Genomic DNA, 24,503 nt, shown 5'->3' on the forward strand with positions numbered 1-24,503 from the left:
CTTTGTCCTCCTAAAACCTTGTTTGGAGTTCAATAAATAATATATTTGGGTTATCCCTGCCGTCTTTGTAATTGTAGATTTCGTAATTGATTCTGAGTTGAGCAAAATTGATTTTTGCAAAGTGGAAGGAAATGCCGCCGGTAATTTTTTCAATTTCGTTTGAATCGATTGAATTATTCGGTTCGTAATACTCGTACCTTATTGCAGGCATAATATAAGAGAGAATCGAGTTGTCGAGTTTAATCGAATAGACTCCATAGACAAAGAATGCATTCGAAGTTATAGAATAAGAACTCAAGTCGGTATTACGCTGACCGAACTCACCGTTTAGAGTAAAGTTATTATATTCAAATGCAGCGCCTAAGTCGAAAATATTTACATCCTCGTTGTCAAGTCTACCTCCGTAATAATTTGCCGATAATTCCACTCCATCGATTATTTCAGTTACTGCGCGAATAGAATAATTAGCAGTATTATCGGTTTCGCTTTTATTTTGTCCGCTGCCGTTAAAAAGTCCTGCACTTAACATTAATGGCACGTTTGAACTAAATTTATACTCGGCCATTACACCCACGTCTCTCAATCCGGGGGCTACACTGGTTAATAATGGTCTATTTACAAATTCGATATCCGCTGCACTTTTAAGATTATCCGTACTAAAAGGGACTTTATACTGTCCTAAGGAGAGGGTAAAATTTTTTGTCGGTTTTAAGATTGCCTGTGCATCGAGCAGTACATCGGAAAAAGAAGCGCTTACAGATGAGACCACGCTTTTGCCATCAATATTAGTATAAGTGGTTTTCAATTTTCCCAGACGAGCGAAATCGACAAGGAGGCGATAACCGGTGTATTGATTGACATCGCCTTTGAAGCCGAAACGCGCCATTTTAACTTTGAACTCGCCGTGATTTTCTGAAAAGTCGGTTTCGTACCAGCTCCGCACATAACCGAAAAATTTCATGGAGCTTTCCGATTTATTCTGAGCCGCAATTGTAACGGCAATAAACAAGAAAAGAATAATTTTATTTTTCATAGTTTCCTTCCTAATTTGTTAATGAGTTTAAATAATTACTTACATCGGCTGATAGAACTCTTTCCAGATCGAGTAAAATCAGAAGACGATCTTCCAATTTCCCGATAGCTTTGATAAGCGATGAATCGACACCTGCTACCATAGCAGGAGGTTGTTCTGTAATATCTTCTGGTATACGAAGCACTTCGCTTACTTCGTCGACGAGAAATCCAATTGTCTTTCCGTTTAGATCTACAACTACAATCCTCGAATTCTTGTCGGCTTCTATTCTTTCCAGCCCCAGTTTAACCCGGAGATTTACAATTGGTATGATCCTGCCTCTTAGATTTACTACACCGTCAATATAATATGGTGCGTTTGGCAATCGGGTTAAATTTAGCATCCTGTTAATTTCCTGAACTCTCAGGATGTCGATCCCGAATTCTTCTTTCCCTATCTTAAAACTTACAAGTTGAAGAATTTCGCTGGAGGTCTGTCTATCTACATTCATAAATCCTCTTTTTATTTTGTTCATGGGAAATTATCGCAGAGAGTGAATTGTTTTTGAGTGTTTTTCTACAAGCGATGAGTTAAATAAATAAGCGGGTTAATTGATGAATAAGCGAGTTTAAGTCTTATTAAATTAGCAGTATTTTAATTATATGCTATTTTTATCTTTTATTTTTGAGATGTATCGCTGGCTGATTTCAATTTTCCTGTTTAATTCTTTTAAAAAGATGAAATACTTACGATAGTTCTCCTTTTCAACATAGTCGATACAATTCGTGTTGACAATAGTCGATTTTCGAACTCTAAGAAAATGATCCGGTGGCAGAATCTCTTCCCATATCTTCACCAATTTGTTTGTATAATATCTTCTTTTCTCAGTCAAGAATAGGGCAGTGCCGGTATTTTCGGATTCTATTAGAATAATTTCTTTGATTTTTATCATTACTGGCGTGTTACCCGATTCGATAAAAACAGGATCTTCGTAGTTAAATTTTTTTCCATAATTGTCGTATCTATTTAAATTTTTCAAAGCTTCGTATTTAGCAAGCCGAAGCTCGATTGTATTCAAAAGGTCGGCTGCTTTAAAAGGCTTATAAATATAGTCGTCGGCACCGAGATTCATTCCCCTGCGCAGATCTTCGTAATCGGCTTTAGCAGTCAAGAAAACGAAAGGAATGAAAGCTGTCTTTTCATCCTTTTCCAGACGGTTCTTGACCTCATATCCGTCGATTCCAGGCATAAGAATGTCGCAAATAATCAAATCGGGATGAGCTTCCCTTGCAATTTTAATTCCTTCCTCGCCGTTTGAAGCAATAAGAAGTCTGTAATCTCTTTTATTCAATAAATAGTAGAGATTTGTACGGAGAAGCGAGTCGTCCTCGATTATCAATATCGTTTTCATAATTCGGTCCTTCTTAATGGAAAGGTAACAATTGCACTCGTGCCTTTGTTCAATTTACTTTTAATTTCGACTTTACCTCTCAAGGCTTCTGTCCAGCGCTTAACAATTGCAAGCCCGAGTCCAGTTCCACTGTAATTTACTGCATTAGAAGCTCTGAAAAAAGGATTGAAAATATCTTTTAGTTCGTACTCAGGTATGCCGATCCCTTCATCTTTAACAGTAAGACTAAATTCTTTGTCGTTAGAATTTAGAATGACTGAGACTTTGCTCTGGTGCGGCGAAAACTTAACGGCATTGCTAATAATATTATAAACCACCTGAGTAAAAAGCTGGGGGTCAACTTCGGCTGTGAATCGTTTTCCTTTTAACTCAAAATTGATCTCTTTATTATTAAGAAGTTTGAAATTTTCTACCAGTTCTTTGACCTTTTCAAAAACGTCAATTTCCTCATATTTGAGTTTAATTTCTTGCATATCCGACTTGCTCAAAGAAGTAATTGCATTCAACATCGAAATCATCGTATCGATCGATTTAAAAATATTATTGAAATGAGTTTCGGTTTCCGATCGGGTTAATTTATTCCTGTAGAGCTGGAGAATTTCAGCTGAGGTCTGGATTGCAGTAAGTGGAGTCCTGATCTCGTGAGAAACCATCGAAATGAATCTCGATTTCAGCTGATTGAGTTCAATAGCTTTGTCGAGTGCCTTTTTGATTTCTTCTTCAACTTTTTTGCGCAGAGTAATATCCTGAGCTATCCCAGCAACGCGATAATTGTCGTTAATTTTAGCAATAGGGAAAGTTTTGGCATAAATCCATTTTGCATTTCCTTTAGAATCAATAAGACGGAATTCCTTCTGAAAAAATTTTTCCCTGTCGTAATCGTGATAAACAAAATCCTTAATCATTTCCCTTTTATCATCTGGATGAATTTTATCGATGAAATCGTTTGCACTTTTATAGAGATCATCCCTTTTCGATTCCCACACCCGCTCATAGGCAGGGTTTATGTAGAGGAATTTTCTACCTTCCTGAAGCCAGATAACGTCTTCCAGATTTTCAGCCAGTTCCCTGAATTTTCTTTCGCTTTCATAGAGTTCTTTTGACAGGTCGGTCAGTTTTTGATTTAATTTTTTCATCTCCCTGTTGCTCTGAATCAATTCTATGCTTTTAAGCGATAGTTCGTTATACTGCGCATTAATTTTTTCATCGGCTCTTTTTCTCTGAATTGCATTTGAAATGGCGTGCGTGCTAAGCATTAGTAATTCGATATATTCCTTATCCCATTGTTTACTCTCATTTTTCGAATCGTAACCGATAAAACCAATTAATTTATCATTCGATAGAAGAGGCAAAAAAATGATTTTTGAAGTATCAAAAAGACTTCCTATTGCCGATTTCCACAAAGCCGTATTTATTTCAAGGTAGGCGCCATTTTGAAGAGTAGCAAGAATATCCTCTATATTGTTCAATTCGATTTTCGATATTTTTTTACTCAATGGTGACGAGTTGGGAGCTACATATTCTGTTACTAATTCCATCGATTTATTTTCCGACTCAACAAATAGATATCCTCTGTCGGCCCCGATTAAACCGGCAATCACTTCGATTGTACTTTTAATTCGCGATTCGATCTGAAGAGGATGTATATTTATAAAGTCAGAGGATACTTGGGTAATTATTCTAATATGTTCAAGTTTTTCAACCAGTCGATTTTCTGCACGATTTTTTATATCAATTACTTTATTTAAATATTCATTTCTTTCTTTTAATTCCGTATTAACTTTATAAAATTTCTTTTTATACGTACTGGCAACACCCACAAGTAATGCTATGACCAGTTGTAAAAAACCACCAACTACATCGAGTAGCTGAACCTGCTGAACATCAATTAATAGAAAAAAATTAAGATAATTAATTAAAAAGAAGAAGACTGCAACTATCAGAGCAGCCAATGCGCCATAGTACCAGGAAATAGTGAGAACTGGAAGTAACGAGAAGAGTCCTGCGGATGTATTAATCTTAAATGCAAATAATATTACCAGAATCTCATAAAAAACGAGTGATAATATAATTACAATATTCTTATATTTTTCCAAAGTGACCCGGATTTTTATATTTACAAATATATTAAGGATTACTCAATGTTGGCTTCTTAAAAAACATAAATGTTATCCATTACAAATGAAATGGTTGTCATTTTAATACTATAATCGGAATTTTAAGAAACTATTTTAAGTACTAATAGTATTCGGTTTAGTTTACTATTATTTATAAAAAGCCTATTTTTAATCGGAAAATCAAGTCATGAAATGAAAGAAAAGAATAGATATTTGACCACATTTTATTTCTCGATTACTGCAATTACTTTTTTCGCAGTTTCGGTCTTCATTTTTACCACACTTTTTGGCGACTTGCTGGTAACCGACGACAACGAGCCGGTAAAGATTTATTTTGCCGATAATATTTCGCCGAGCCACAAAACGGCCATCGAAAAATTCAATCGGCTTCATAAAGGGGAAATCGAGGTGATTCCGGTCGACCTCCCTTTCGAGAAATTTACAACGAACGAAAGAAAAGAACTTCTAATTCGTTATTTACGTGGCAAAAGCGAGCGGCTCGATATTTTTTCGGTGGATCAAATCTGGGTGCCACGCTTCGCAAAATTCGCTACACCACTCGGAGAATATTTCACTTCAATTGAACGCGACGCTATCGTATCCGAAGCCCTTCAATCGTGTTACTACGACGAGCAATTTATTTCGGTTCCTCTCTTTTTCGATATTGGAGTAATGCACTATCGAAAAGATAAACTAAAAAAACTTCCCGATTACCCCGAAATTAAAAAGAAGCTCGACAGCTCGATAACATGGAAAGATTTCCTTGCTCTCGGGAAAAGGTTATCAAAAGATGGGACTCCTTTTTATCTCTTTGCTGCAGATGCTTACGAAGGTCTTATGTGCAGTTTCATGGAGCTTATTGCTTCACAAAACGGAGCTTTACTGGAAAATGGCAAAATCAAATTGAACACACCCGAATGTCGAAGGGCGTTGAATTTACTCAAAGATTTGATTTATAAATACAAACTTTCTCCTCCTGAAGTGGCAAGTTTTACCGAGAACGAATCGTATGCTTATTTCGTCCAGAACAACGGTTATTTTTTGCGAAGCTGGCCTGGATTTATTACCTGGTACAGAAATAATGTAGACAGCAAGAAAGACACCCTTCTTTTTGATAGAGCACCAATTCCAAGATTCGAAGGCGGCAATTCGAGGAGTACAATTGGTGGCTGGTACTTAATGCTTTCGAAATATTCCGAAAAGAAAAAGGAAGCTGCTAAATTCATCAAATTCCTTCTGAACAACGACATTCAAAAAGAATTTTATTATTCCGGATATCTGCCCGTTACCAAATCCATCTATTCAGATTCTCTGTTTGTCAAAAACAATCCCGATGTTAAATTTTATTACTCGCTACTCAAAAATGCCGTGCGCAGACCATTTGTCGAAAAATATACACGTTACTCGGATGTAATTTCGTATCATCTAAACAGAGTACTTAAAAACAAAATGAGCGTGGAAGAAGCTCTTTCTGAAGCCGAACGAATAATCAATTCAGAAATAGAGACTGGACTTTAGATGGGAAAAAAAATTTTATTCGACAGAATTAAAAAATATCACTTTGAGTTCAAACACCTTACGGTGCTCTTTGTCGGATTAATTTTATTCCAGTTTATCCTTTCGTTTATTCACAAAGCTTCGATGCATAATTTTTTCGACAATACGCAGGAATGGTATCAGCGCAATTCAGCCGAACGACTGGCAAATATGAATACAACAACAATCGAACTGCTCTATGAAATTGTTAAATTGCGCGAAGAGATGGGACCTGAGGAAAGAAGACACATTATTCAGTTCTTCGACATGATTCTCAATCAACAAATACTTCATCAGAATATTGAAGAAATTTGCCTGCTGGTTAATAGAGGCAATAAGATTCTGGCAATCGACAATGGCAACGCTCTTTTTGCAAATTTAATTGATAACATAAATGTCACAGCAAATTCGTCTTCGCACAAAAATGCTATTGAATTATACAGGCGAATCTACGATAAAATTTCTCGCAGCGAACAAATTATAAATCTAACTACAAACAATAAAACATATCATATCTTTGTACCTTTTGTGCCAAACGGCGAATTTGCCGGCGCATTTTATATAAAAAACACACCCGACTTCACCTTCGTACAGCGCGAAATGATATCAAGTTACGAAGAAACTTCTCTCATCTATTCGGCATTGTTCCTGCTTGGACTCCTGGCAATGTATTATATCTCGACTTACACGGTTAAAGAACGTGACGAAGCTCAGAAATTACTTCTCGAAGAGCACGAGCAAAACTTAAAACAACAAATTGAACATCAGAAAGAATCGATGTTTACAAAAAGAATTTATCATACTCATCACAAAGCCGAAAAGATAATGGGCTTTATAAAAGAAGATTTACGGAATCTTTCTATTGACAACATTGACGAAGTTAAAAACCGAGTACTGAAATATTCGAATTTCATTTCCCGCGTTATTTACGATATGAAATGGTATGAACCACCCTTACAAACTATCCGCAATCCCACTTTTCGAACAAACATTAACGACGTAATACGCTTTATTGTAGAAAATATTTTCAATCGTACTGCCCGAAAAACCGGTTCCTTTAAAATTGAACTCGACCTGGACGACAATATTCCACCCGTGCACGTCAACGAATTTGTTGTCTGGGAAATTATCGAACCGTTGATTCAGAACAGTATCGACCACGGCGGAGAAGATTTTTTAAATATTAAAATAACCACAATTTATAATCGAGAAGCACATTCCACAACTATTACAATCGAAGACGACGGCGTTGGAATAAAACCAGAACTACTCGAGACGAACGAAAATGGAATAAAAAAACTATTCCTCGAAAAAGTTAGCACAAAAAACATTTCGCACACAAATTCGGGTTATGGCTGTTATATTGCTTACGAACTTTCAACACAAAGATGCGGCTGGAAAATCGACGCCGAAAATTTACCTTCAAAAGGATGTAAATTTACTATATTAGTTCCTCATTAATTTTTTTAATATGGACAAGAATAAACCAATCAAAATATTACTCATCGAAGACGAGGAATTCGACGTTCGTCGTGTCGAGAACACAATCGCACCATTCAGCCAAAGAATCAAGATTTCTGAAGTAGTATCAGACGGAAAATCTGCAATTGAACTTTTAGAGAAAAAAAGAAACGAGTTCGATATTATTATCATGGATTATCAAATTGCTGGCGGTATTCGTGGTGAATATCTGATAAAGAAAATAAAAGACGTCGACCCTTCGATCCAGATTATAGTTATTACCAAAATGACAATAAATTTAACCGATTATGAATTTGCACAAAGTTTGATAACCGCAGGCGCCTTCTGGTACTGCACAAAATATCCAGTCGATATCGAAGAATATATTTATCAGCCGACCGACTTTGTCCTCTCAATTTTCAATGCATACGAAAAGAAAGAACTTCTGAAAGAAAGAATTAATTCGAAGGCAAAAATTAAGCGAAACGTTGAAGGGATTCTTACGAGCAAACAAATTATTGGAGTTTCTGACCAAATTGTAAAGCTGAGGGAACAAATAAAAAAAATTGCAGAGAGTAATGCTCCGGTTTTAATTACAGGAGAATCCGGTACGGGCAAAGAATTGGTCGCATATAACATTCATTACAACAGCCATCGAAAATATGAAAACTTTGTTCCGATCAATTGCGGAGGCATTCCCGAACAGTTAATTGAAAGCGAACTTTTTGGATACGAAAAAGGGGCATTTACAGGAGCCGACAAAGCAAAACCCGGTTTATTTGAAATTGGCGACAAAGGAACAATTTTTCTGGACGAAATTCCTGAACTACCACTTGCTTCGCAGGTTAAATTGTTGCGAGTTTTGCAGGACGGCGAGGTCGAAAAACTTGGTAGACTCGATAAAATTAAAGTAGACGTAAGAATTCTTTCAGCAACAAATAAAAATCTCGACGAGGAAGTAAAGGCCGGTCGCTTTCGCGAAGATTTGTTTTATCGTTTGAACGTTCTGCCAATTTTTATTCCACCCTTGCGTGAAAGGAAAGAGGACATAATTTATCTGACCGATTATTTTCTAAATCACTACGCACTTGATATCGGCAAGCCAGTGCCCACATTGACCGAAGAGGCAATGTCGATGCTCGTTGAATACGACTGGCCTGGCAATGTACGCGAATTGAAAAATCTGGTTCAACGTCTCCTCTTCTACGGCGAAAACATTATAACACCCGAACAGATAGAAAATGCAATCGGGAAATCGACTTCGAGTGGAATTTCAAAAAATGACGGGATTTCATTCAAAACCGAAAATGGATTTCTTACTCTCAAAGAGATGGAAAAGCAGCTGAGATTAAAATATTTTCAGTACATCCGCAGCAAAACAAATTCAGACGCCGAAGCAGCAAAAATTTTAGGACTCGCTCCGCCTAATTATTACAGAATGTGCAAAGAATTAGGACTCAAATAAATTGAAGATGCTAACGAACCCGATCGAAATAATCAGGAAAAAGAGAGATGGCGGCAAGCTGTCGTATCAGGAAATTGATTTTATGGTTTCGAATTTTACCTCAGGTACAATTCCCGATTATCAATTTTCGGCTTTTTTAATGGCTGCATTTATTCGAGGACTCGATAAATTTGAGACTTCATATCTTACCGAATCGATGCTCAAAAGTGGAAGAATAATTGACCTCTCGACAATTGAAGGATCAAAAATAGATAAGCACTCGACCGGGGGTGTTGGCGATAAAACTTCTTTAATACTTGCGCCAATTGCCGCAGCAGCCGGTATTAAAGTGCCAATGATAAGCGGCAGAGGATTGGGTCACACTGGTGGCACACTCGACAAACTCGAATCGATTCCCGGTTTTCGCACTGACTTGAATTTAGTAGAATATAAATCGGTATTGAAAAAATGTGGCGCCGTTATGATTGGTCAGACAGAAGAAATTGCCCCCGCCGATAAACTTATCTATGCGTTACGAGACGTTACCGCCACTGTTGAATCGATTCCATTTATTACCGCCAGCATTATGAGCAAAAAACTTGCCGAGGGCATTGAAGGACTTGTACTCGACGTAAAAACTGGTAGTGGCGCCTTTATGAAAAAACAATCAGACGCCGTCAAGCTTGCCACATCGCTTGCCAATACTGCAAAAACGTTCAACAAAAAAGTTATCGCTTTTATTACTGATATGAATCAACCACTCGGAAATTATATAGGAAACTGGCTCGAGGTCTACGAATCGCTCCTTATTCTCAGAAACAAAATTAAAAACGATTTATACGAGTTGAGCGTTACACTCGCTGGCGCCATGATCTATCTGGGCGGTAAATCGAAAGATATTTCATCGGGGAAAAAGATAGCCGAAGAAATGATTGAAAGCGGCAAAGCGTTTGAAAAATTTATTGAGATTACCAGACTTCAAGGCGGCGACGTTTCTTTCCTTTTAACACCTGAAAAATATCCGAAATCAAAATACCGGAGAGGAATTCATTCGAGCAAATCGGGATATGTCCAAGCAATCGACACTTACAGAATCGGAATGACTTCCGTTTTGTTGGGCGCAGGCAGACTGAAAAAAGAAGACAAGATCGATCCAAAAGCCGGGATTATATTTTATCCTAAAATTGGTATGAAAATTAAAAGAGGCGGTCTTATTGCCGAAATCTTTACAGACAAAAGAAACGTTCTTGAAACCGCATCCGATTCCATAAAAAATTCAATCGAACTGAGCCCCTCAAAAACATCAATACCAAAGCTGATAAAGAAAAAAATTGAATTTTAATCCTTCTAAAACTGGAAATAGATAAACGGCTGTATATCTGCAGATTTAAATTGTGCCGCCAACCAAATTGCAATCGTTAATATTAATATTTTCCCTACAAGCGGAAGTTTTGCAATTATAGTCGCGCTATAATCGAATAATTTCGAGGGCAAAAAGTGGAACAAAAATCCGAGTACCATTAATCCGGTAATCAATGGCATCTTTTCGACAAACTGGAAGAAAACCTCGGCGTGGAAGAATTCCGATATTTGTGAAAGCATGTCGTAAACTGTCTGAATATCATAACTTCTGAATACAGCGAATGAGAGCGCAACCAGATGAAATGTGATTAATATCTGAAAAAATCGGAGGAACTTTGTATTCTCGATGCGAAGTAATTTCAAGATACGAGTTCTTGGTTTTTGAATAAGCAGCGAAAACGACATCATAAATCCGTGAAGAGCGCCCCAGTAGATAAAATTCCATCCTGCGCCGTGCCACAATCCACACAATAAAAACGTAACAAAAATTCCGATCATATTGCCGAAAACTCTTAGGTTACGATATTTCATTTGAATTGGCCTGAATAAATAATCGAGCAGCCATCGCGATAACGAGATATGCCAGCGGCGCCAGAAATCTGCTATGCTGGTTGCTTTAAAAGGATAATTGAAGTTCTCCATCAAACGGAATCCCATCAACAACGCTATGCCAATTGCCATATCTGAATAGCCTGAAAAGTCGCAATATATCTGCAGCGTGTAGCCGTAGATTGCCAGTAAATTTTCCAAACCTGTATATCGCAAAGGAAAATCGAATATTCGATCGACAAAATTAAGACTGATATAATCGGCAATAACAACTTTTTTAATAAGTCCAATTGAAATGAGAAACAGAGCCAGTCCCAGCTCTTTCTTTGAGATAAACGGCTCTTTATTAATCTGTGGCAGAAAATCTGCAGCTCTGTCGATTGGCCCGGCAAGTAAATTTGGGAAGAAGAAAAGATATAATGCAAAATCCCTGAAACTGTTGGTCGGTTTTAGAGTATCGTAATAAATATCGAACAGATATGTAAGCGCTTTGAAAGTATAGAATGAAATTCCAATTGGCAAAAATATATCGAGTGGTTCGATTACACCCGCTCCAATACCATTAATAATATCAACTATAAAATTCGTATACTTGAAATAACTTAAAAGGCCAAGATTGACAAATAATGCAATAACGAGTATTAATTTCTTGTATGAAAAATTTTCTGTTGCCGAAATCCATTTGCCAAAATAAAAATTAACAACAGCCGACACCAGAAGTATCGAAGTATAATATCCCGCCGATTTATAATAGAAATAGATCGAAAAGAAAATAATAAGGCCAAGTCTGAACGAATTATTTTTAATAAATAGAGTATAGAGAGCCATGAAGAATGTAAAGAGAATGAGGAAGAGCGCAGTACTGAAAACAAGCGGGTCGTCGGGCTGGTATCTTAGCAATTCAATTAGTTTATTGAAATCGATAAAAGAAGTCATAGCTATTGCTTGTTTAATTTAGAATCGAGAAGTTTTTGTAAATCGCCAACACATTTAAGGCGTAACAATTCATAGCTCTTAAATTTTACTTTGAAATGCTCTTCAATTACTAGTATGATATTAATATGGTTAAGCGAATCCCAGCCTGGTACTTCTGGAGCCGTGGTTTCGTCTTTAATATCGAAGTCATCCAGATTGAGTTGTTTTAATATTACCTGTTTTAATTCTGGAGAAATCATTTTATCTGCTCCATACTTGTGGATCTTTATTTTCGATTAATCTCTCTTTGTTGGTTTTTCTGCTCGGTTTACCCGAAGAGCTTTTGATGAGCCATCTTGGTGGCACAAGATAAACTTTATGAATGCCAACGTCGATACTCATTCCCGCTTTGAGGATTGCAAGTCGGAGATTGTTTTTTTCTTCTTCTGTTTGGGCTTTTGTTTCGGCCACAACACTTATAAACTCAGTCCCCATTTCCGGGTCTTCCTCCCCGAATGCAATTACCCTTCCGGGAATTACACCTTCCACCTGATTGACTGCATCTTCAATATCTTCAGGATAGATATTTTTTCCCGCTACGATTATAATATCTTTTTTTCTGCCAATGATAAAAAATTCATCCTCGTATTTGAATCCGTAATCGCCGGTGAAGTACCAACCATTTTCAACGACCTCTGCAGTTTTTTCGGGATAGTTACGATATCCATCGAACATCGAAACAGATTTAACGGCAACCTCTCCTACAATGCCATCTGGTAGCTCCTTTCGATTGTCGTCTACAATCTTTGCATCGCATGCTTCTATCAGTCTCCCGGAAGAAACGCAAATTCTAATTGAAGAATTTCCATCGGCTAATTTTACTCTTCCCTGAGCAAGTTCGTCTCTGTCTGCTTTGACTTCTTTAATTGGCTTGCCGAGATCGGTCACAGTAACGGCAAGGGTAGTTTCAGCCATAGCGTACATTCCAGCGAGCGAAAGCGGATTGAGATTATACTTTTTAAAACGCTCTATAAACTTAACATGACTTTCGTGACGTATTGGCTCAGCGCAATTAACAACGGCGCGTAAACTTGAAAGATCAATTCCTTCAAGTTCTTCCTCGTCGATTTTTTCGGCAAGTACATTGTAAGCAAAATTTGGCATGTACGTCATAGTGGCTCTTTCTTTTGTAGCGGCTTCAAGTTGTAAAATGGGAGCCAGTACCCACTCGAATGGATCGATTTGTATGGTTGTAATTCCATAAGCCAGTGGGATATGAAATGCGGCAATCAGTCCAAGATCGTGATACAAAGGCAGCCAGCTTACAACTTTATCATTCCGATTCATACCGAGCCGTTCGCCCAGATATTTTACATGATAAAGGAGTGCCTTGTGCGAAAGGACAACCGGCTTTTGGAGTCCTGTTGTGCCCGAGGAATGTTGCAAAAAAGCTTCATCTTCGAATTTAATTTCGTCAGCCTCTCGTTCAATTTCGTCATTCAATCCAGAATCGAATTCCGATTCCAGATCCCAGTCAAGTGGAAAGAAGATATTCTTTATTGTACTTCCCTGCTTATCGATTAAAGGTCTGATAAGTGGGTCGAGTTCTTTTTCTGTCAGAACATAATCGAGCCCGGAACGTTGCGACATTCCTTCCAATCCCTGACGGAATTTGTCGGGATGAAGTCTCGGATTCGGATAGGCAAGAATTGCTGGCAGTGCTCCAAGTCGAATTATCGAGAAATAGAGCGGATATAAAAGTTTATTATGACGGATTATTATTGAACATACTTCACCCTTTTTGATACCATGTTTTTTCAAAACTACGGAAAATTTTTCGGCTGTATCAATTAATTTTTTGTATGTCCATCTATATGGTTCTTCGCCGGCAAGCCAGTGAACTACAGCTTCCTTGTCGGGATATTTTTCGGCGTTAAGTTTCCACCTCTTCCATAGAGTATTGGCTTCTTCGATGTTGAATTTTTCCATCATTTCCTCTTGTTAAATTCGTCGAGGAGAGATTCAACAAAAAGTTCAGCAATTCTTTCGGCGCCCTGATTATTGAAGTGAATGTAATCGCGCGATGCCATAGGAGGATTTGCAGTCACCCAGTTGTGCATTGAATTTTTACCACCCATCGCTTCAAACAAACTCCATAATGCCACTCCGTTATTCTGCGCTATCTTTTTCTGAACTTCGAGTAGCTTAAATACAGCCGGGTCGGTTTCAAATTTAGTCCCGACTTTGCGGGCTTTGTCGTGAACACTTATCATTATAATGCTTGTTTCGGGAAACGCCTCTTTAAGACTCTTAATAACCTTTCCCATCTCTCTTTCGTACCAGCTGTAATCTGTCATTCGGGAACCCAGTATATTCAATCCGAATTCGAGAATAATAAGTTTGTAATTGAGATATTTCGAAAATTCTTTGAGTATCGAAGGATTGATTTGTGCAATATCAACACCTGAATTTCCTCTTAGTGGAAAATTATCGATATAAATTCCGGGTGTGTTTTCAAGACTGACTCCATAAAAATGTGCCTGTTCTTTTTGAGGAAATTCAATGCGAACCGATTTAACAATTTTGCCGGCGTCAAGAACAAGTTCCTTAATTCCTGAACCCGGATTCAGACTTACTGACTTTTTGGAAGCGTTATCGAAAGAATAGTAGATATCCGAACTTTTAGCATTAGAATAAAAAATTCTGACTCTGGAAAAACCTTTAAGCGACTTTCTCAATCTGCTGACTTCATATTCCACCCAGGCGTTCCCTTGTGGAATAAACACCTCGCCGCTTATTCCGAGCTTCAACGATTTGGGGTTACTTGTGTAGACAGACGCAATTTCCCAGTTATCGGAAAATGAATGTCTGGTAGTTGTACGAAATGCAACATCCTGTGAAACTATTCCGAGCCAGCCCACGGCGTCGCCGCCGAATTTCTTTTGCAATTGCTCTCTGATATCGGCAGTTATCAAATCGCCTTCAATCACAGAATCGCCATAATGTGCAATTCGGAACGGTTTCGTTTTAGCTGTGGAAAGTGCGTCAAAAAAATATTTTAGCTGCTCTGTGTTGCCGTAGAATCCCGTCTTCTGTCCCTGATAGAGATAATTTTCGCCGTAACTGTTGGATGATAAAAACTCAATCGCACTGGAAAAATCGAATCCAGCGAAAACTACACCGGGTTTGATTGCGACGGTCGTATTTTTCGATAAATCTTCTTCGGAACTGTCGGGTTTAATATCGATAAAGAAATCGACATTGCGAAATGTAAAACCTGCAATTGTATATTCATAATTTACAAACGAAAGGAGGTACAAAAGCAACAACGTACCGACAAGAATAATTGTTGGTTGCTTTATATAATTTTTTTCCATTTTGCACCCTTCATAATTTATATTTTGATAAAATCTTTTCGATTTCATTTGCCCAGATTTTATATCCTTCTGCGTTATAATGCAGACCGTCCCAGGTATATTTTTCGTCAATAAAACCCTCGGCATTTGACATAAGTTCGTTCAAATCAATATAATCGATGTTATTTCGGAGAGCATAATTTTTTAGCATCTTATTCAATTTATCGATTTCGCGATTTCTTCCTGCGTTAACTTCCGGCGAACCGCCCCAGTCTTTGGCATAATTCTTTGCAGCGTATGTTACAGATGTAATCACGGGAATAATATTTTTTGATTGAAGTCTGGAAATGATTTTTAAATAATTAAAATAGATTTCGTCAACGGGCGTCCAGTTATAGATATCGTTAATACCACCCATAATAAATACAATTTTGGGTCTCAACTTAATAATATCGTCGAGACGTTCCAAAAAGCCAGGCAATATATCTGAGGGTATTCCCCTTCCGACGGCATTGCACCTGCCAAGTAGTTCGCTCCAATCGACTCCAGCAGTAAGAGAATTCCCCAAAAAAACAATATCAGCCTGTTTTGTTTTATAAATATTGAACAGGGAATTCATTTTTTCGTAGTTAGGATTTTTCTTGAACTGAGGAGAGAAATTGCTCTGTCCGCAAATGACGGTAGCAGAAGATAACATGAGAGTCAATATTCCACTTAAAAATAATTTTTTCAAAATCGCCCTTTATTCTGAACTATTGCCCAACTGCTTTTCGAATTCCGAGATTCTGGTTTTCAAACTTTTTTCCAGTGCAATTAATTCCGATACTCTGGCTGTATACTCTTCTTTTTTCAATTCGATTTCCGATGCCTCTTGCTTCATTAGTTTATAGTCGTTTTTCAGTTGTTCATAATAATTTTCAAGTTCTTCTAATTTCGTACGGGCTTCATTGAGTTCCTGCGACAATCTATATTTTGTTTCGTCAAGCGAAGAATATTCCTGGCTCGATTGTTTGAGCAGGTTCTTTATCTCTTTTTCCACCGACATTTTTTGTTCTTCGAGAATTTTTGTTTCCGATTTAAGAGATTCGATCCTGCTTTTCATTTCGGAATATTCCGTCTTAATATTATTGAGTCTGTTATTCAATTCATATTCTTCGTTTCTCAAGTTGCGATTAGATTCTTCAAGAATTTGTTTTTCTTTTTCGAGCACTTTGACAATGCCTTCATATTCTGCAATTGTCGATTTTTTTTCGAGCAGCAATTTTTCCTTTGTCGATATCTCCTTTTCTTTATCCAGAATATCCTGTTTCAGGGAGTTCAATTCTTCGTTAAATTTAGAGAGCGTTTGTGTTACTTTATTCTCTAAGTTCAAAGCATGTTCTTCCAGCTCAAATTTCTTCTTTTCATATTCCTCGAGCGATTTTTTTTGCTTGTCTATAATTTCGAACAAGGCTTCGTTTTCCTTTTTAAGCTGAAGAATTCCTTCCTGTAGATGCCTTTTTACATTTTCGAGTCTATTGATTTCGTTTAACAGATTCTGCTTATCTCTTTCTTTTGATGATATTTCTTCTTTGATTTCGGTCAACTTTTTATTTTCGGCTTCAATATTGAAATTCAATTCAGCCAGTACATTTTTGTTCTTTCTAATTTCCTCAACTATTTCATCCCTGCTGAACAAAAATTCAGAAAAGATCTGTTCCTTTTCTTGCAGTTGGGTGAGAACTACATTTAGCGATTTTTCGAGATTTGTCTTGATCTCTTCACTCAATGAAATCTGTTCTTCAAGTTTGGCAAGTAGTTTTTTCTTTTGATTTTCTTCTTCTTTCAGTAGTTCTATTTTTTTTTCGATGTCTGTGGAAGCTTCTTTAAGTTCCTCCGGAACGTCCTCGTTTTTTGTTTCGGCAAACATCTTATCCTGAAGCTCTAAAAATTCCGATTCAAGTTTTACGTAAGCCTGGTTCAATTCATCGTACTTTTTATTTATTTCTTCGAGTTCTTGTTCTTTTTTCTTCAACAATTTCGCCGATTCATCCGGCGAAGATACAATATCGGAGACTTCCTGTTCGTACAAAATTCTTTTTTCTTCGAGCTCGGCAAGTTCTGTTTTTATTTTTTGGAGCATTTCATTTTTTGTCTGGAGTTCGTAATTCAGCGATTCAACTAAGGAGGAGAGCTCTTCGTTACGTTTGGTAAGTTCTTTGAATTCCTTTTCCGCTTCTGCAATTTTTCTTTCGACGTTATTTATACTTGAATGTTTTTGAACAAAAGCATGAAGAGTGTTTTTCAATTCGTCGTTTTCATCGCGCAATCTGTTCAATTCTTCTCTCATCCCTCGGGAAAAAAGCCCCATAGGAATTATCTCCTTGATTGGTATGGTGTATAAATGATGCGATAAAAATAATAAACTTTGAGAAAAGTTACTCTATTTAAAATCTGCTTGCCCAAAATTAATCGCTTTCGGCAATATCTACCGTCCTCAACGAAAGTAGATAAGTAATTACTCCAATTGCAACTATAGTCAGTACAACACGAAGAAACAGGCTCGACGTAAAAAAGATCGTCGAGCTTCCAATAGTTACTATAACCATCCCAATTGCAATAATTTTGGACTTTCGCGGTATTCCTCTGTGTTCCATGTAATTCTTTATAATCTTTCCAAATTTTGGGTGATTAATCAACCAGTTATAAAATTTCTCCGAGCTGCGGGCAAAGGATGCCGCCGCAAGAATGAAAAATATAGTCGTGGGCATCAACGGCAAAAAAATACCTACTATACCAAGTCCCACAAATATCCAACCAGCTACAATCAATATTTTTTTATAAATGTTTTTCATTTCTATTGAAATAAAGATTACGAATAACTTATGTGACAAATATAAGAAAAAGGGAAGAGGGAATAGATATTAGGGGTTAGGGATTAGATATTAGGGATTAGGGATTGGGGGTTAGATATGGGGATGAGGGAAATGAAGTTTTAGTTGTGTGGTGAGGTAGTTCTGGAAAGATGGTGTAGATTGAGCTGTAGATTAATAAAAACAAATTTTCAAATTTGTGGATACATTTTTAATGGCAATAAGTTCTATTCATCTAAAACGCGCTGTAAATAATCGCGATATAAACAATCTGGAATGCTTTCTATCAATTTTTTGAACTGATCTTTATCGATAAATTTTTTTTGATAAGCAATCTCTTCAATGCAGGCAACTTTTAAACCCTGTCGATCTTCAATAACACCGAAGAATTGGGAAGCTTTAAGGAGAGCTTCAGGCGTTCCTGTATCGAGCCAGGCTACTCCCCGTCCTATCTTTTCTACACGCAATTTGCCACGGTTTAGATATGCTTTATTAACATCGGTAATTTCAAGCTCTCCTCGTTGAGAAGGCTTAAGTTTTTTCGATATCTCAACTACATTATTATCATAAACGTACAGTCCAGGTATAGCAAAATCGGATTTCGGTAGTTTTGGTTTTTCTTCAATACTAATAACCATGCCGTTGTCGTCGAATTCGACGATTCCATAACGTTGAGGGTCCTTTACCTGATAAGCAAAAATCGTAGCACCGTCGTTGTTTTCCTGAACGGCTTTATAAAAGAAGTCGAGTTTGCCGTAAAAAATATTATCTCCGAGTATGAGCGATACTGCATCTTCGCCTATAAATTTTTCGCCGATTATAAATGCCTCGGCAATTCCATTTGGAGCATACTGAACAGCGTATTCGATCGACAGGCCGAGATGAGAACCATCTTCAAAAAGTTTTTGATAGAGCGGAATTGTTTCATAGTTCGAAATAATCAAAATTTCTCTTATCCCTGCAAGCATTAAAACAGACAGGGGATAATAAATCAGGGGCTTATCATAAATAAGGGTCAACTGTTTGCTGTAAACTTTTGAGATGGGATACATTCTCGTTCCCGAACCACCGGCAAGAATAATTCCTTTCATTACTGCTCCCGAATTTTATTTAACTTTCTTTTGTAACTATAAAAACGATATAGATAAAATTACAAGGGACTTACCAAGCTGCCGTACTCATACAAATTACCGTTCTAACAATTAATACAATTTCCATCTATCAATCTTTTTTCCTTGTTAGTCATAAATTATACGGATCAACAAAAGCGAATCAATTATTCTTAAATCTGTCGTTTTTGAGATGAGATGTAAAATAATTGTAAATATAGTTGATTATTTTATCTGCCTGTTGTTTGTTATAAAGCAGATATTCTTCTTTTCTAAAAACTTTATAGAGCGATTTGACAGTTTCTGTAATAATCAGAGATAGGTTGGACCTTTGACTGATAATATCGACGGGGAGCAGAAATATGGTATCAAAGATCGCCGCTTCGACAATTTTTATCTGGTGTTTATAACTCAAATCCTCGAAGCGGGCAAACTTGCTTATGTCGTTCGACTTATGGCGCATTTCAGTTTCAACTTTTATTCTGTCGAGCAATAAAGCCAGCGCCGCTTCGATTGTAATCTTTAATTCAATCATTTTTATATTAACTTATAACTGCCGTTACTTTTTCTGCAGCTTCTTTCAAAGAAGATGCAACTTCGAAATTAAGACCTGATTTTTTCAGCATCTCCTGAGCAATATCGGCATTCGTGCCTTCCAGACGCACTACAACTGGAATTGTAACGTTGACTTCTTTAACAGCGTCTATAACTCCTTGTGCCACTCGGTCGCATCGAACGATACCGCCAAAAATATTAATCAAGATGGCTTTAACATTCGGGTCGGAAAGAATAATTTTGAAGCCATTGGCAACAGTTTCTTTATTAGCACCGCCCCCAACGTCCAGGAAATTAGCAGGTTCGCCTCCTGCCAGTTTAATAATATCCATAGTAGCCATTGCGAGTCCTGCACCGTTTACCATACAACCCACATTGCCATCGAGTTTGATATAGTTGAGATTATATTTCGAAGCTTCGATTTCGAGCGGATCTTCTTCGTCAAGGTCTCTATATGCCGCAATATCGGGATGACGATAAAGAGCATTATCATCAAAATTCATTTTGGCGTCGAGCGCAATAATTCTTTCGTCGTTTGTAATTACCAGCGGATTTATTTCAAGCAGCGAAGCGTCAGTCTCTTCGTATGCTTTATAAAGCTTCATTATAAACGGAATGAAATTCTTAAATGCAGCACCTTTTAAACCGAGTCCAAAGGCGAGTTGACGTGCCTGGAATGGCTGAAATCCGATAGCAGGATCAATCCAGACTTTCAATATTTTTTCCGGGGTTTCTTCAGCGACTTTTTCAATTTCTACTCCGCCCTCTGTTGAAACCATTATTACGTTTCTCGAGACGGTGCGGTCGAGCAAAATTCCAACATACAATTCTTTTTTATAGTCGAGTCCTTCCGTGATATAAAGTGTTTTTACCTTCTTCCCTTCTGGACCAGTTTGATGAGTTACGAGTATATTCCCGAGCATTTTTTCGGCGTATTCTTTTACTTTTCTTTCATCTGTAGTAAACTTAACCCCGCCTTCCAGCACAAGTTCATTCCGATTATTTGCGTTGTAAATTTTACCTTTTCCTCTGCCTCCGGCGTGGATTTGAGATTTAACGACAAACTGATTAATTCCGGCGGCTTTAAGTGCTTCCAGAGCCTTGTCGAGTTCCGATAAATCTTTAATTGCATATCCGTCCTGCACTGGCACGCCATATTTTTTGAGCGTCTCTTTCGCCTGAAATTCGTGTATTTTCATAAAATTTTCTCCACTTTAATGGGCATCATTATTCTTTCATCGAAAAATTAAGTCATTTAAATAAGAGATTCAATTGAATTTCCCCATATCGAAGTTTGTTTAAACGTCAAAAGGATGACAATGAACAAAAAGCAAAAATATCTGACAATTATTTCCTCCATTTTAATATTGATCACATTCGGTATCTGGCTCTACCACGGAGGTGAAATCTTTACAAAGACCGAGGTGCTGGTGGAAACCAAAGATGAATTATTCGGCTGGACTGAAAGCAAATGGGTCGACAAATTTGTCTGGGGGTTGGACTTGAGTTTGGCAATTAGCGGAATTATCGTCATATCTACGGCATTACTCTACTTCTTCTTCAGAAGGAAAAAATGATCGAAATTTTGATTACCCTAAAATTAATTGCAGCAAATATTGATTGTTATCTTTATATAATTCTTTAGCATACGCAAGCGTATCTGTCTGTTTGCAATCTTCGTAAATTTTTGCATCGTAATCATGAACTACCAAAAAAATTTGTGTGCCGAATACCTATCAAGTACTTTCCGCGACTTTCTCAGTTCAGGGAATATTTAAGAGAATAACTGGCTCATTTCAATTTTGAGTTATACTGCAGTTTAAAATTAACTCCCGAAATTTTTATTGTTCTCAAAAGTTTTTAGAATCTCTCTTCTAATTTTATCGATTGATACTGACATATTAAAACACTGATCACACATAGTAGTTGTTTTGAATTACATGGTTTTCTAATAAAAATGTACACAGATCTTTTGATTTCGGTATCGAATACTTTTTCAGAACCTAATTTGGGGTAAATCGATCCTTAGATGCCCAAAATTTTTAACTGATTAATACTATCTCTAAGAGGCATCTAAAGCAAAAACAACAACCGCACAGAGCGAGGAACTTTTAGCTTTTTAATAACGTGGTAATAATTTTCCGAGAAGCAATCGAAATTCTATTGCAGAATCCTTTTATAACAGAAATTAAAAAATGCTATAATCCGCCAGTATTGCTCATATTCATATCCGCATCTCGTCCGTTTTTAATGCTTTCAATTAATTCCCATACGAGTTCATTTGAGTTCATTGCATCGATAACATAAGGGTCTTCGTATTTAAGATCGGCAAGTGAATTAGCAAGTTGCACAGCGCTGTGGATGCTAATATTGTTGCTTTCAATTACTGGGGCAGTATGATGAAGCAATACACCTTCGACTATCTCTTTCGGCAATCCCCATAAACTCAGAAGGTAAGCTCCCAATTCGCTATGTGTAGCGCCAAGCAAATCTTTAGATTCACTCTCTTCCATTGGGTAGAGGTTTTCTTTTCCTATTCGAAGCAAAAGCGAAAGTTGAATAATCTTGCCAATATCATGAAGTATTCCGGCAATATATGCTCTCTCACTCTTAACCCTGTCCTTAGTAAAAAATTCCATGATCTGTTTCGATAAAGATGCTACTAAGATGCTATGACTCCAGAGTTCTTCTATATAATCTTTTATTCGCGGATTTTTATTGACAAAGTTAAAGATATTAATATAAAGCACGAGGGACTTAATAATGTTAATGCCCAGCATTGTAACCGCCTGATGCAAATTTGTAATTTGTGCAACGGTACCGAAATAAGCAGAGTTGGCAAGATGAAGAATTTTAGCCGTCAATGCTATATCCTTTGAAATAATATTTACAATCCTATGAATCGAGATATCCTCTGAATTCAATTCTCTTTCGAGCTTGTAATAAATTTCGGGAAGAGCGGGCACAACATCACCACTGTTGATCAATTCTATCGTTCTGTTATTAACAATCAATTCTTTCAATATCATCACCGGTTCTATTTTTTCGCGCAACAAATTCCATTCAAACGGTTTGGCAAAATATTGATGAAAGATATTGCTCGATTGAATTGCCAGATCTTCTTTGTGAAATCCCGAGAGTGCAAAACGTACCACTTGCGGATAATTTTTCTTGACTATCCTAAGCAGTTCACTTCCGTCAATACCAGGCATTTTGATATCGCTGATAATAATATCACATCGTTCCGATTTAAGAACGTTCAATGCTTCTACTCCACTCTGTATAAACGAAGCTTTCCATTTAAATTGAGATGCATAGAGCGATCTTCTTAGACCGTTTAATACATTTATTTCGTCATCGACGAATATTATACTTGGTTCCATTTAATATGCTCCCTCTGAAGATGGTAATTTAATTATGAATTTAGTTCCTTCCTTATATCTCGAATTAATCAATATACTTCCTTTGTGTTTATTGACTATAATATTATGGCAGATCGATAGTCCCTGTCCAGTACCCTTTCCCACTTCTTTGGTCGTAAAAAACGGATCAAAAACTCTATGTAAATATTCTTCTTTAATACCGATGCCATTGTCCCAGATAATAATTTCCACGTTATTTTCTTTTTTTGCAGTTTTTATTCTAATTGTACCTTTTTTGTAAAGTCCTGCTTTAATTTTTTCTTCGATTGCATCCGCACTGTTGAGGATCATATTTAATACCACTTGATTAATCTGGTCGAGATTGCAGTATACATTCGGTAGTTTTGGATCGAGTTCAAGCTCCAGGTCGGCTATGTATTTCCACTTATTCCGAGTTATGTTTGTTACCACTTCTATACTATGATTCAAATCGTAATGCGACATTTCATTTGTGCCAGGGTGTGCAAATTCCTTCATCGAAAGCACAATTCTGTTTACTCTCCTGATTCCTGTATGAGACTGATCCAATGCATTAGGAATTTCTTCTTTAAGAAATTCGAAATCGTATTCTTTTTCTTTCTCTCTTGCAGTTTTAATTATCTCCTCGAGAGGTACAAGCTTGTCAAACGCTTCATTGATGAATGAAAGATACTCCATTATATTGAAGAAGGCGTGTTCGAGAAAATTAATATTGTCGCTGATGTATTGAAGTGGGGTATTAATTTCATGAGCAATGCCAGCTGCTAATTGTCCTATCGATTCCATCTTTTGAGATACAGCGAGCTGATTTTCGACGGCAATCGATTCGGTCTTATCTTTTAAAATAAATACCACGCCCCGAAGTTCTTTCTCATCTTTTATTTCTAAAGAATTTATCTGCAATATTTTTCGTTTCCTGTCTTTCGCATTGATAACCAGCTGTTCATTTTTCATCGGAATAAAATTTTCGATATCTGACATATCAAAGTACTTTGACTTCGCTCTGTAATTTTCTTCAAGTATCGATTCGAATAACGAAACAAGCTGAAAATTTTTAATGTCCTTTTCTTCGATGCCCAGAATATTTTCCGCCGATTTGTTTACGAGAAATACTTTACCTTTCAAATCGAGAGCAATTACGCCGTTTTCAATTGAACCGAGTATCACACGGAAATACTCCTTTTCTGCATCGATAGCAGAATTTAAAATTTCGAGCTTGCTATTCAGATTCATTATCTCTGCCGTCTTTTCCTGAACGGTTTTTTCTAATTCACGACTTAATTCATTTATTGTTTTAATTCTCACTGCGCGAGCAAGACCCAATACGCCAGCCACGACAAAAAATATCACCAAGATTAATGCGATGTCGCTGTCGAATAATAGCAATCCCGCAGCAATATTTAGTATACTGATTGAAATCAAA

21 protein-coding genes are annotated in these 24,503 nt (G+C 37.1%); 5 read left to right on the forward strand and 16 right to left on the reverse strand.

Translation table 11 applies throughout. The annotated features are described in order from the left end of the window. Positions 1-10: 10 nt before the first annotated feature. The 4 genes from ACSSV9_RS02240 to ACSSV9_RS02255 all read right to left on the reverse strand — a co-directional run bounded on the left by ACSSV9_RS02240 (position 11) and on the right by ACSSV9_RS02255 (position 4,519). Positions 11-1,033 carry a porin gene (locus ACSSV9_RS02240; protein WP_437345585.1) on the reverse strand — a complete coding sequence of 341 codons (1,023 nt, stop codon included), beginning with the start codon at positions 1,031-1,033 and terminating at the stop codon, positions 11-13. A 10-nt stretch (positions 1,034-1,043) separates the two neighbouring features. Beyond that, a complete protein-coding gene (locus ACSSV9_RS02245) occupies positions 1,044-1,523 on the reverse strand; it encodes a chemotaxis protein CheW (RefSeq protein ID WP_437345586.1) in 480 nt (159 codons plus the stop codon). A 147-nt stretch (positions 1,524-1,670) separates the two neighbouring features. Beyond that, on the reverse strand, positions 1,671-2,423 hold the full coding sequence (locus ACSSV9_RS02250) for a response regulator (RefSeq protein ID WP_437345587.1): 753 nt from the start codon (positions 2,421-2,423) through the stop codon (positions 1,671-1,673). Next, positions 2,420-4,519 carry a sensor histidine kinase gene (locus ACSSV9_RS02255; RefSeq protein WP_437345588.1) on the reverse strand — a complete coding sequence of 700 codons (2,100 nt, stop codon included), beginning with the start codon at positions 4,517-4,519 and terminating at the stop codon, positions 2,420-2,422. The genes ACSSV9_RS02250 and ACSSV9_RS02255 overlap by 4 nt, the downstream gene beginning before the upstream one ends. A gap of 213 nt (positions 4,520-4,732) precedes the next feature. Here ACSSV9_RS02255 and ACSSV9_RS02260 point away from each other — a divergent pair, with 213 nt between their 5' ends. The 4 genes from ACSSV9_RS02260 to ACSSV9_RS02275 are packed head-to-tail and all read left to right on the forward strand — an operon-like array spanning position 4,733 to position 10,323. Then, positions 4,733-6,058, forward strand: coding sequence for an extracellular solute-binding protein (locus ACSSV9_RS02260; RefSeq protein WP_437345589.1), 1,326 nt, complete (start codon positions 4,733-4,735; stop codon positions 6,056-6,058). Further along, entirely contained in the window at positions 6,059-7,537 is a 1,479-nt protein-coding gene (locus ACSSV9_RS02265) for an ATP-binding protein (protein WP_437345590.1), read from the forward strand. Between the two features lie 10 nt (positions 7,538-7,547). Then, on the forward strand, positions 7,548-9,002 hold the full coding sequence (locus ACSSV9_RS02270) for a sigma-54-dependent transcriptional regulator (RefSeq protein WP_437345591.1): 1,455 nt from the start codon (positions 7,548-7,550) through the stop codon (positions 9,000-9,002). Positions 9,003-9,009: 7 nt separating this feature from the next. After that, on the forward strand, positions 9,010-10,323 hold the full coding sequence (locus ACSSV9_RS02275; RefSeq protein ID WP_437345592.1) for a thymidine phosphorylase: 1,314 nt from the start codon (positions 9,010-9,012) through the stop codon (positions 10,321-10,323). A gap of 5 nt (positions 10,324-10,328) precedes the next feature. Here ACSSV9_RS02275 and ACSSV9_RS02280 read toward each other — a convergent pair whose 3' ends face one another. The 10 genes from ACSSV9_RS02280 to sucC form a co-directional block, all read right to left on the reverse strand. After that, positions 10,329-11,828, reverse strand: a complete 1,500-nt coding sequence (locus ACSSV9_RS02280) for an MBOAT family O-acyltransferase (protein WP_437345593.1) — start codon at positions 11,826-11,828, stop codon at positions 10,329-10,331. 2 nt (positions 11,829-11,830) lie between these two features. Then, a complete protein-coding gene (locus ACSSV9_RS02285; RefSeq protein WP_437345594.1) occupies positions 11,831-12,067 on the reverse strand; it encodes an acyl carrier protein in 237 nt (78 codons plus the stop codon). Position 12,068: 1 nt separating this feature from the next. Next, a complete protein-coding gene (locus ACSSV9_RS02290; protein WP_437345595.1) occupies positions 12,069-13,796 on the reverse strand; it encodes an AMP-binding protein in 1,728 nt (575 codons plus the stop codon). Beyond that, entirely contained in the window at positions 13,796-15,184 is a 1,389-nt protein-coding gene (locus ACSSV9_RS02295; protein WP_437345596.1) for an SGNH/GDSL hydrolase family protein, read from the reverse strand. Before ACSSV9_RS02295 ends, ACSSV9_RS02290 begins: the two co-directional genes overlap by 1 nt. Before the next feature lie 10 nt (positions 15,185-15,194). After that, positions 15,195-15,896, reverse strand: a complete 702-nt coding sequence (locus ACSSV9_RS02300; protein WP_437345597.1) for a GDSL-type esterase/lipase family protein — start codon at positions 15,894-15,896, stop codon at positions 15,195-15,197. Positions 15,897-15,905: 9 nt separating this feature from the next. After that, entirely contained in the window at positions 15,906-17,513 is a 1,608-nt protein-coding gene (locus ACSSV9_RS02305) for a hypothetical protein (RefSeq protein WP_437345598.1), read from the reverse strand. Positions 17,514-17,610: 97 nt separating this feature from the next. Next, complete coding sequence (locus ACSSV9_RS02310; RefSeq protein WP_437345599.1) at positions 17,611-17,997, reverse strand: YbaN family protein; 387 nt, start codon at positions 17,995-17,997, stop codon at positions 17,611-17,613. A gap of 245 nt (positions 17,998-18,242) precedes the next feature. Beyond that, a complete protein-coding gene (rfbA, locus tag ACSSV9_RS02315; RefSeq protein ID WP_437345600.1) occupies positions 18,243-19,106 on the reverse strand; it encodes a glucose-1-phosphate thymidylyltransferase RfbA in 864 nt (287 codons plus the stop codon). A 181-nt stretch (positions 19,107-19,287) separates the two neighbouring features. Next, complete coding sequence (locus ACSSV9_RS02320; protein WP_437345601.1) at positions 19,288-19,659, reverse strand: hypothetical protein; 372 nt, start codon at positions 19,657-19,659, stop codon at positions 19,288-19,290. 7 nt (positions 19,660-19,666) lie between these two features. Further along, entirely contained in the window at positions 19,667-20,878 is a 1,212-nt protein-coding gene (gene sucC, locus ACSSV9_RS02325; protein WP_437345602.1) for an ADP-forming succinate--CoA ligase subunit beta, read from the reverse strand. A 120-nt stretch (positions 20,879-20,998) separates the two neighbouring features. Between sucC and ACSSV9_RS02330 the strand changes: the two genes are divergently transcribed. Continuing rightward, the gene (locus tag ACSSV9_RS02330; protein WP_437345603.1) at positions 20,999-21,256 is read left to right on the forward strand and encodes an LPXTG cell wall anchor domain-containing protein; all 258 of its coding nucleotides are present in this window, start codon (positions 20,999-21,001) and stop codon (positions 21,254-21,256) included. Positions 21,257-21,877: 621 nt separating this feature from the next. Here ACSSV9_RS02330 and ACSSV9_RS02335 read toward each other — a convergent pair. Next, complete coding sequence (locus ACSSV9_RS02335; RefSeq protein ID WP_437345604.1) at positions 21,878-23,062, reverse strand: HDOD domain-containing protein; 1,185 nt, start codon at positions 23,060-23,062, stop codon at positions 21,878-21,880. Then, entirely contained in the window at positions 23,063-24,502 is a 1,440-nt protein-coding gene (locus tag ACSSV9_RS02340; protein WP_437345605.1) for a sensor histidine kinase, read from the reverse strand. Between the last annotated feature and the right edge of the window lies 1 nt (position 24,503).

This window comes from Melioribacter sulfuriphilus (genome assembly GCF_051488685.1).
Taxonomy (GTDB): Bacteria; Bacteroidota; Ignavibacteria; order Ignavibacteriales; family Melioribacteraceae; genus Melioribacter.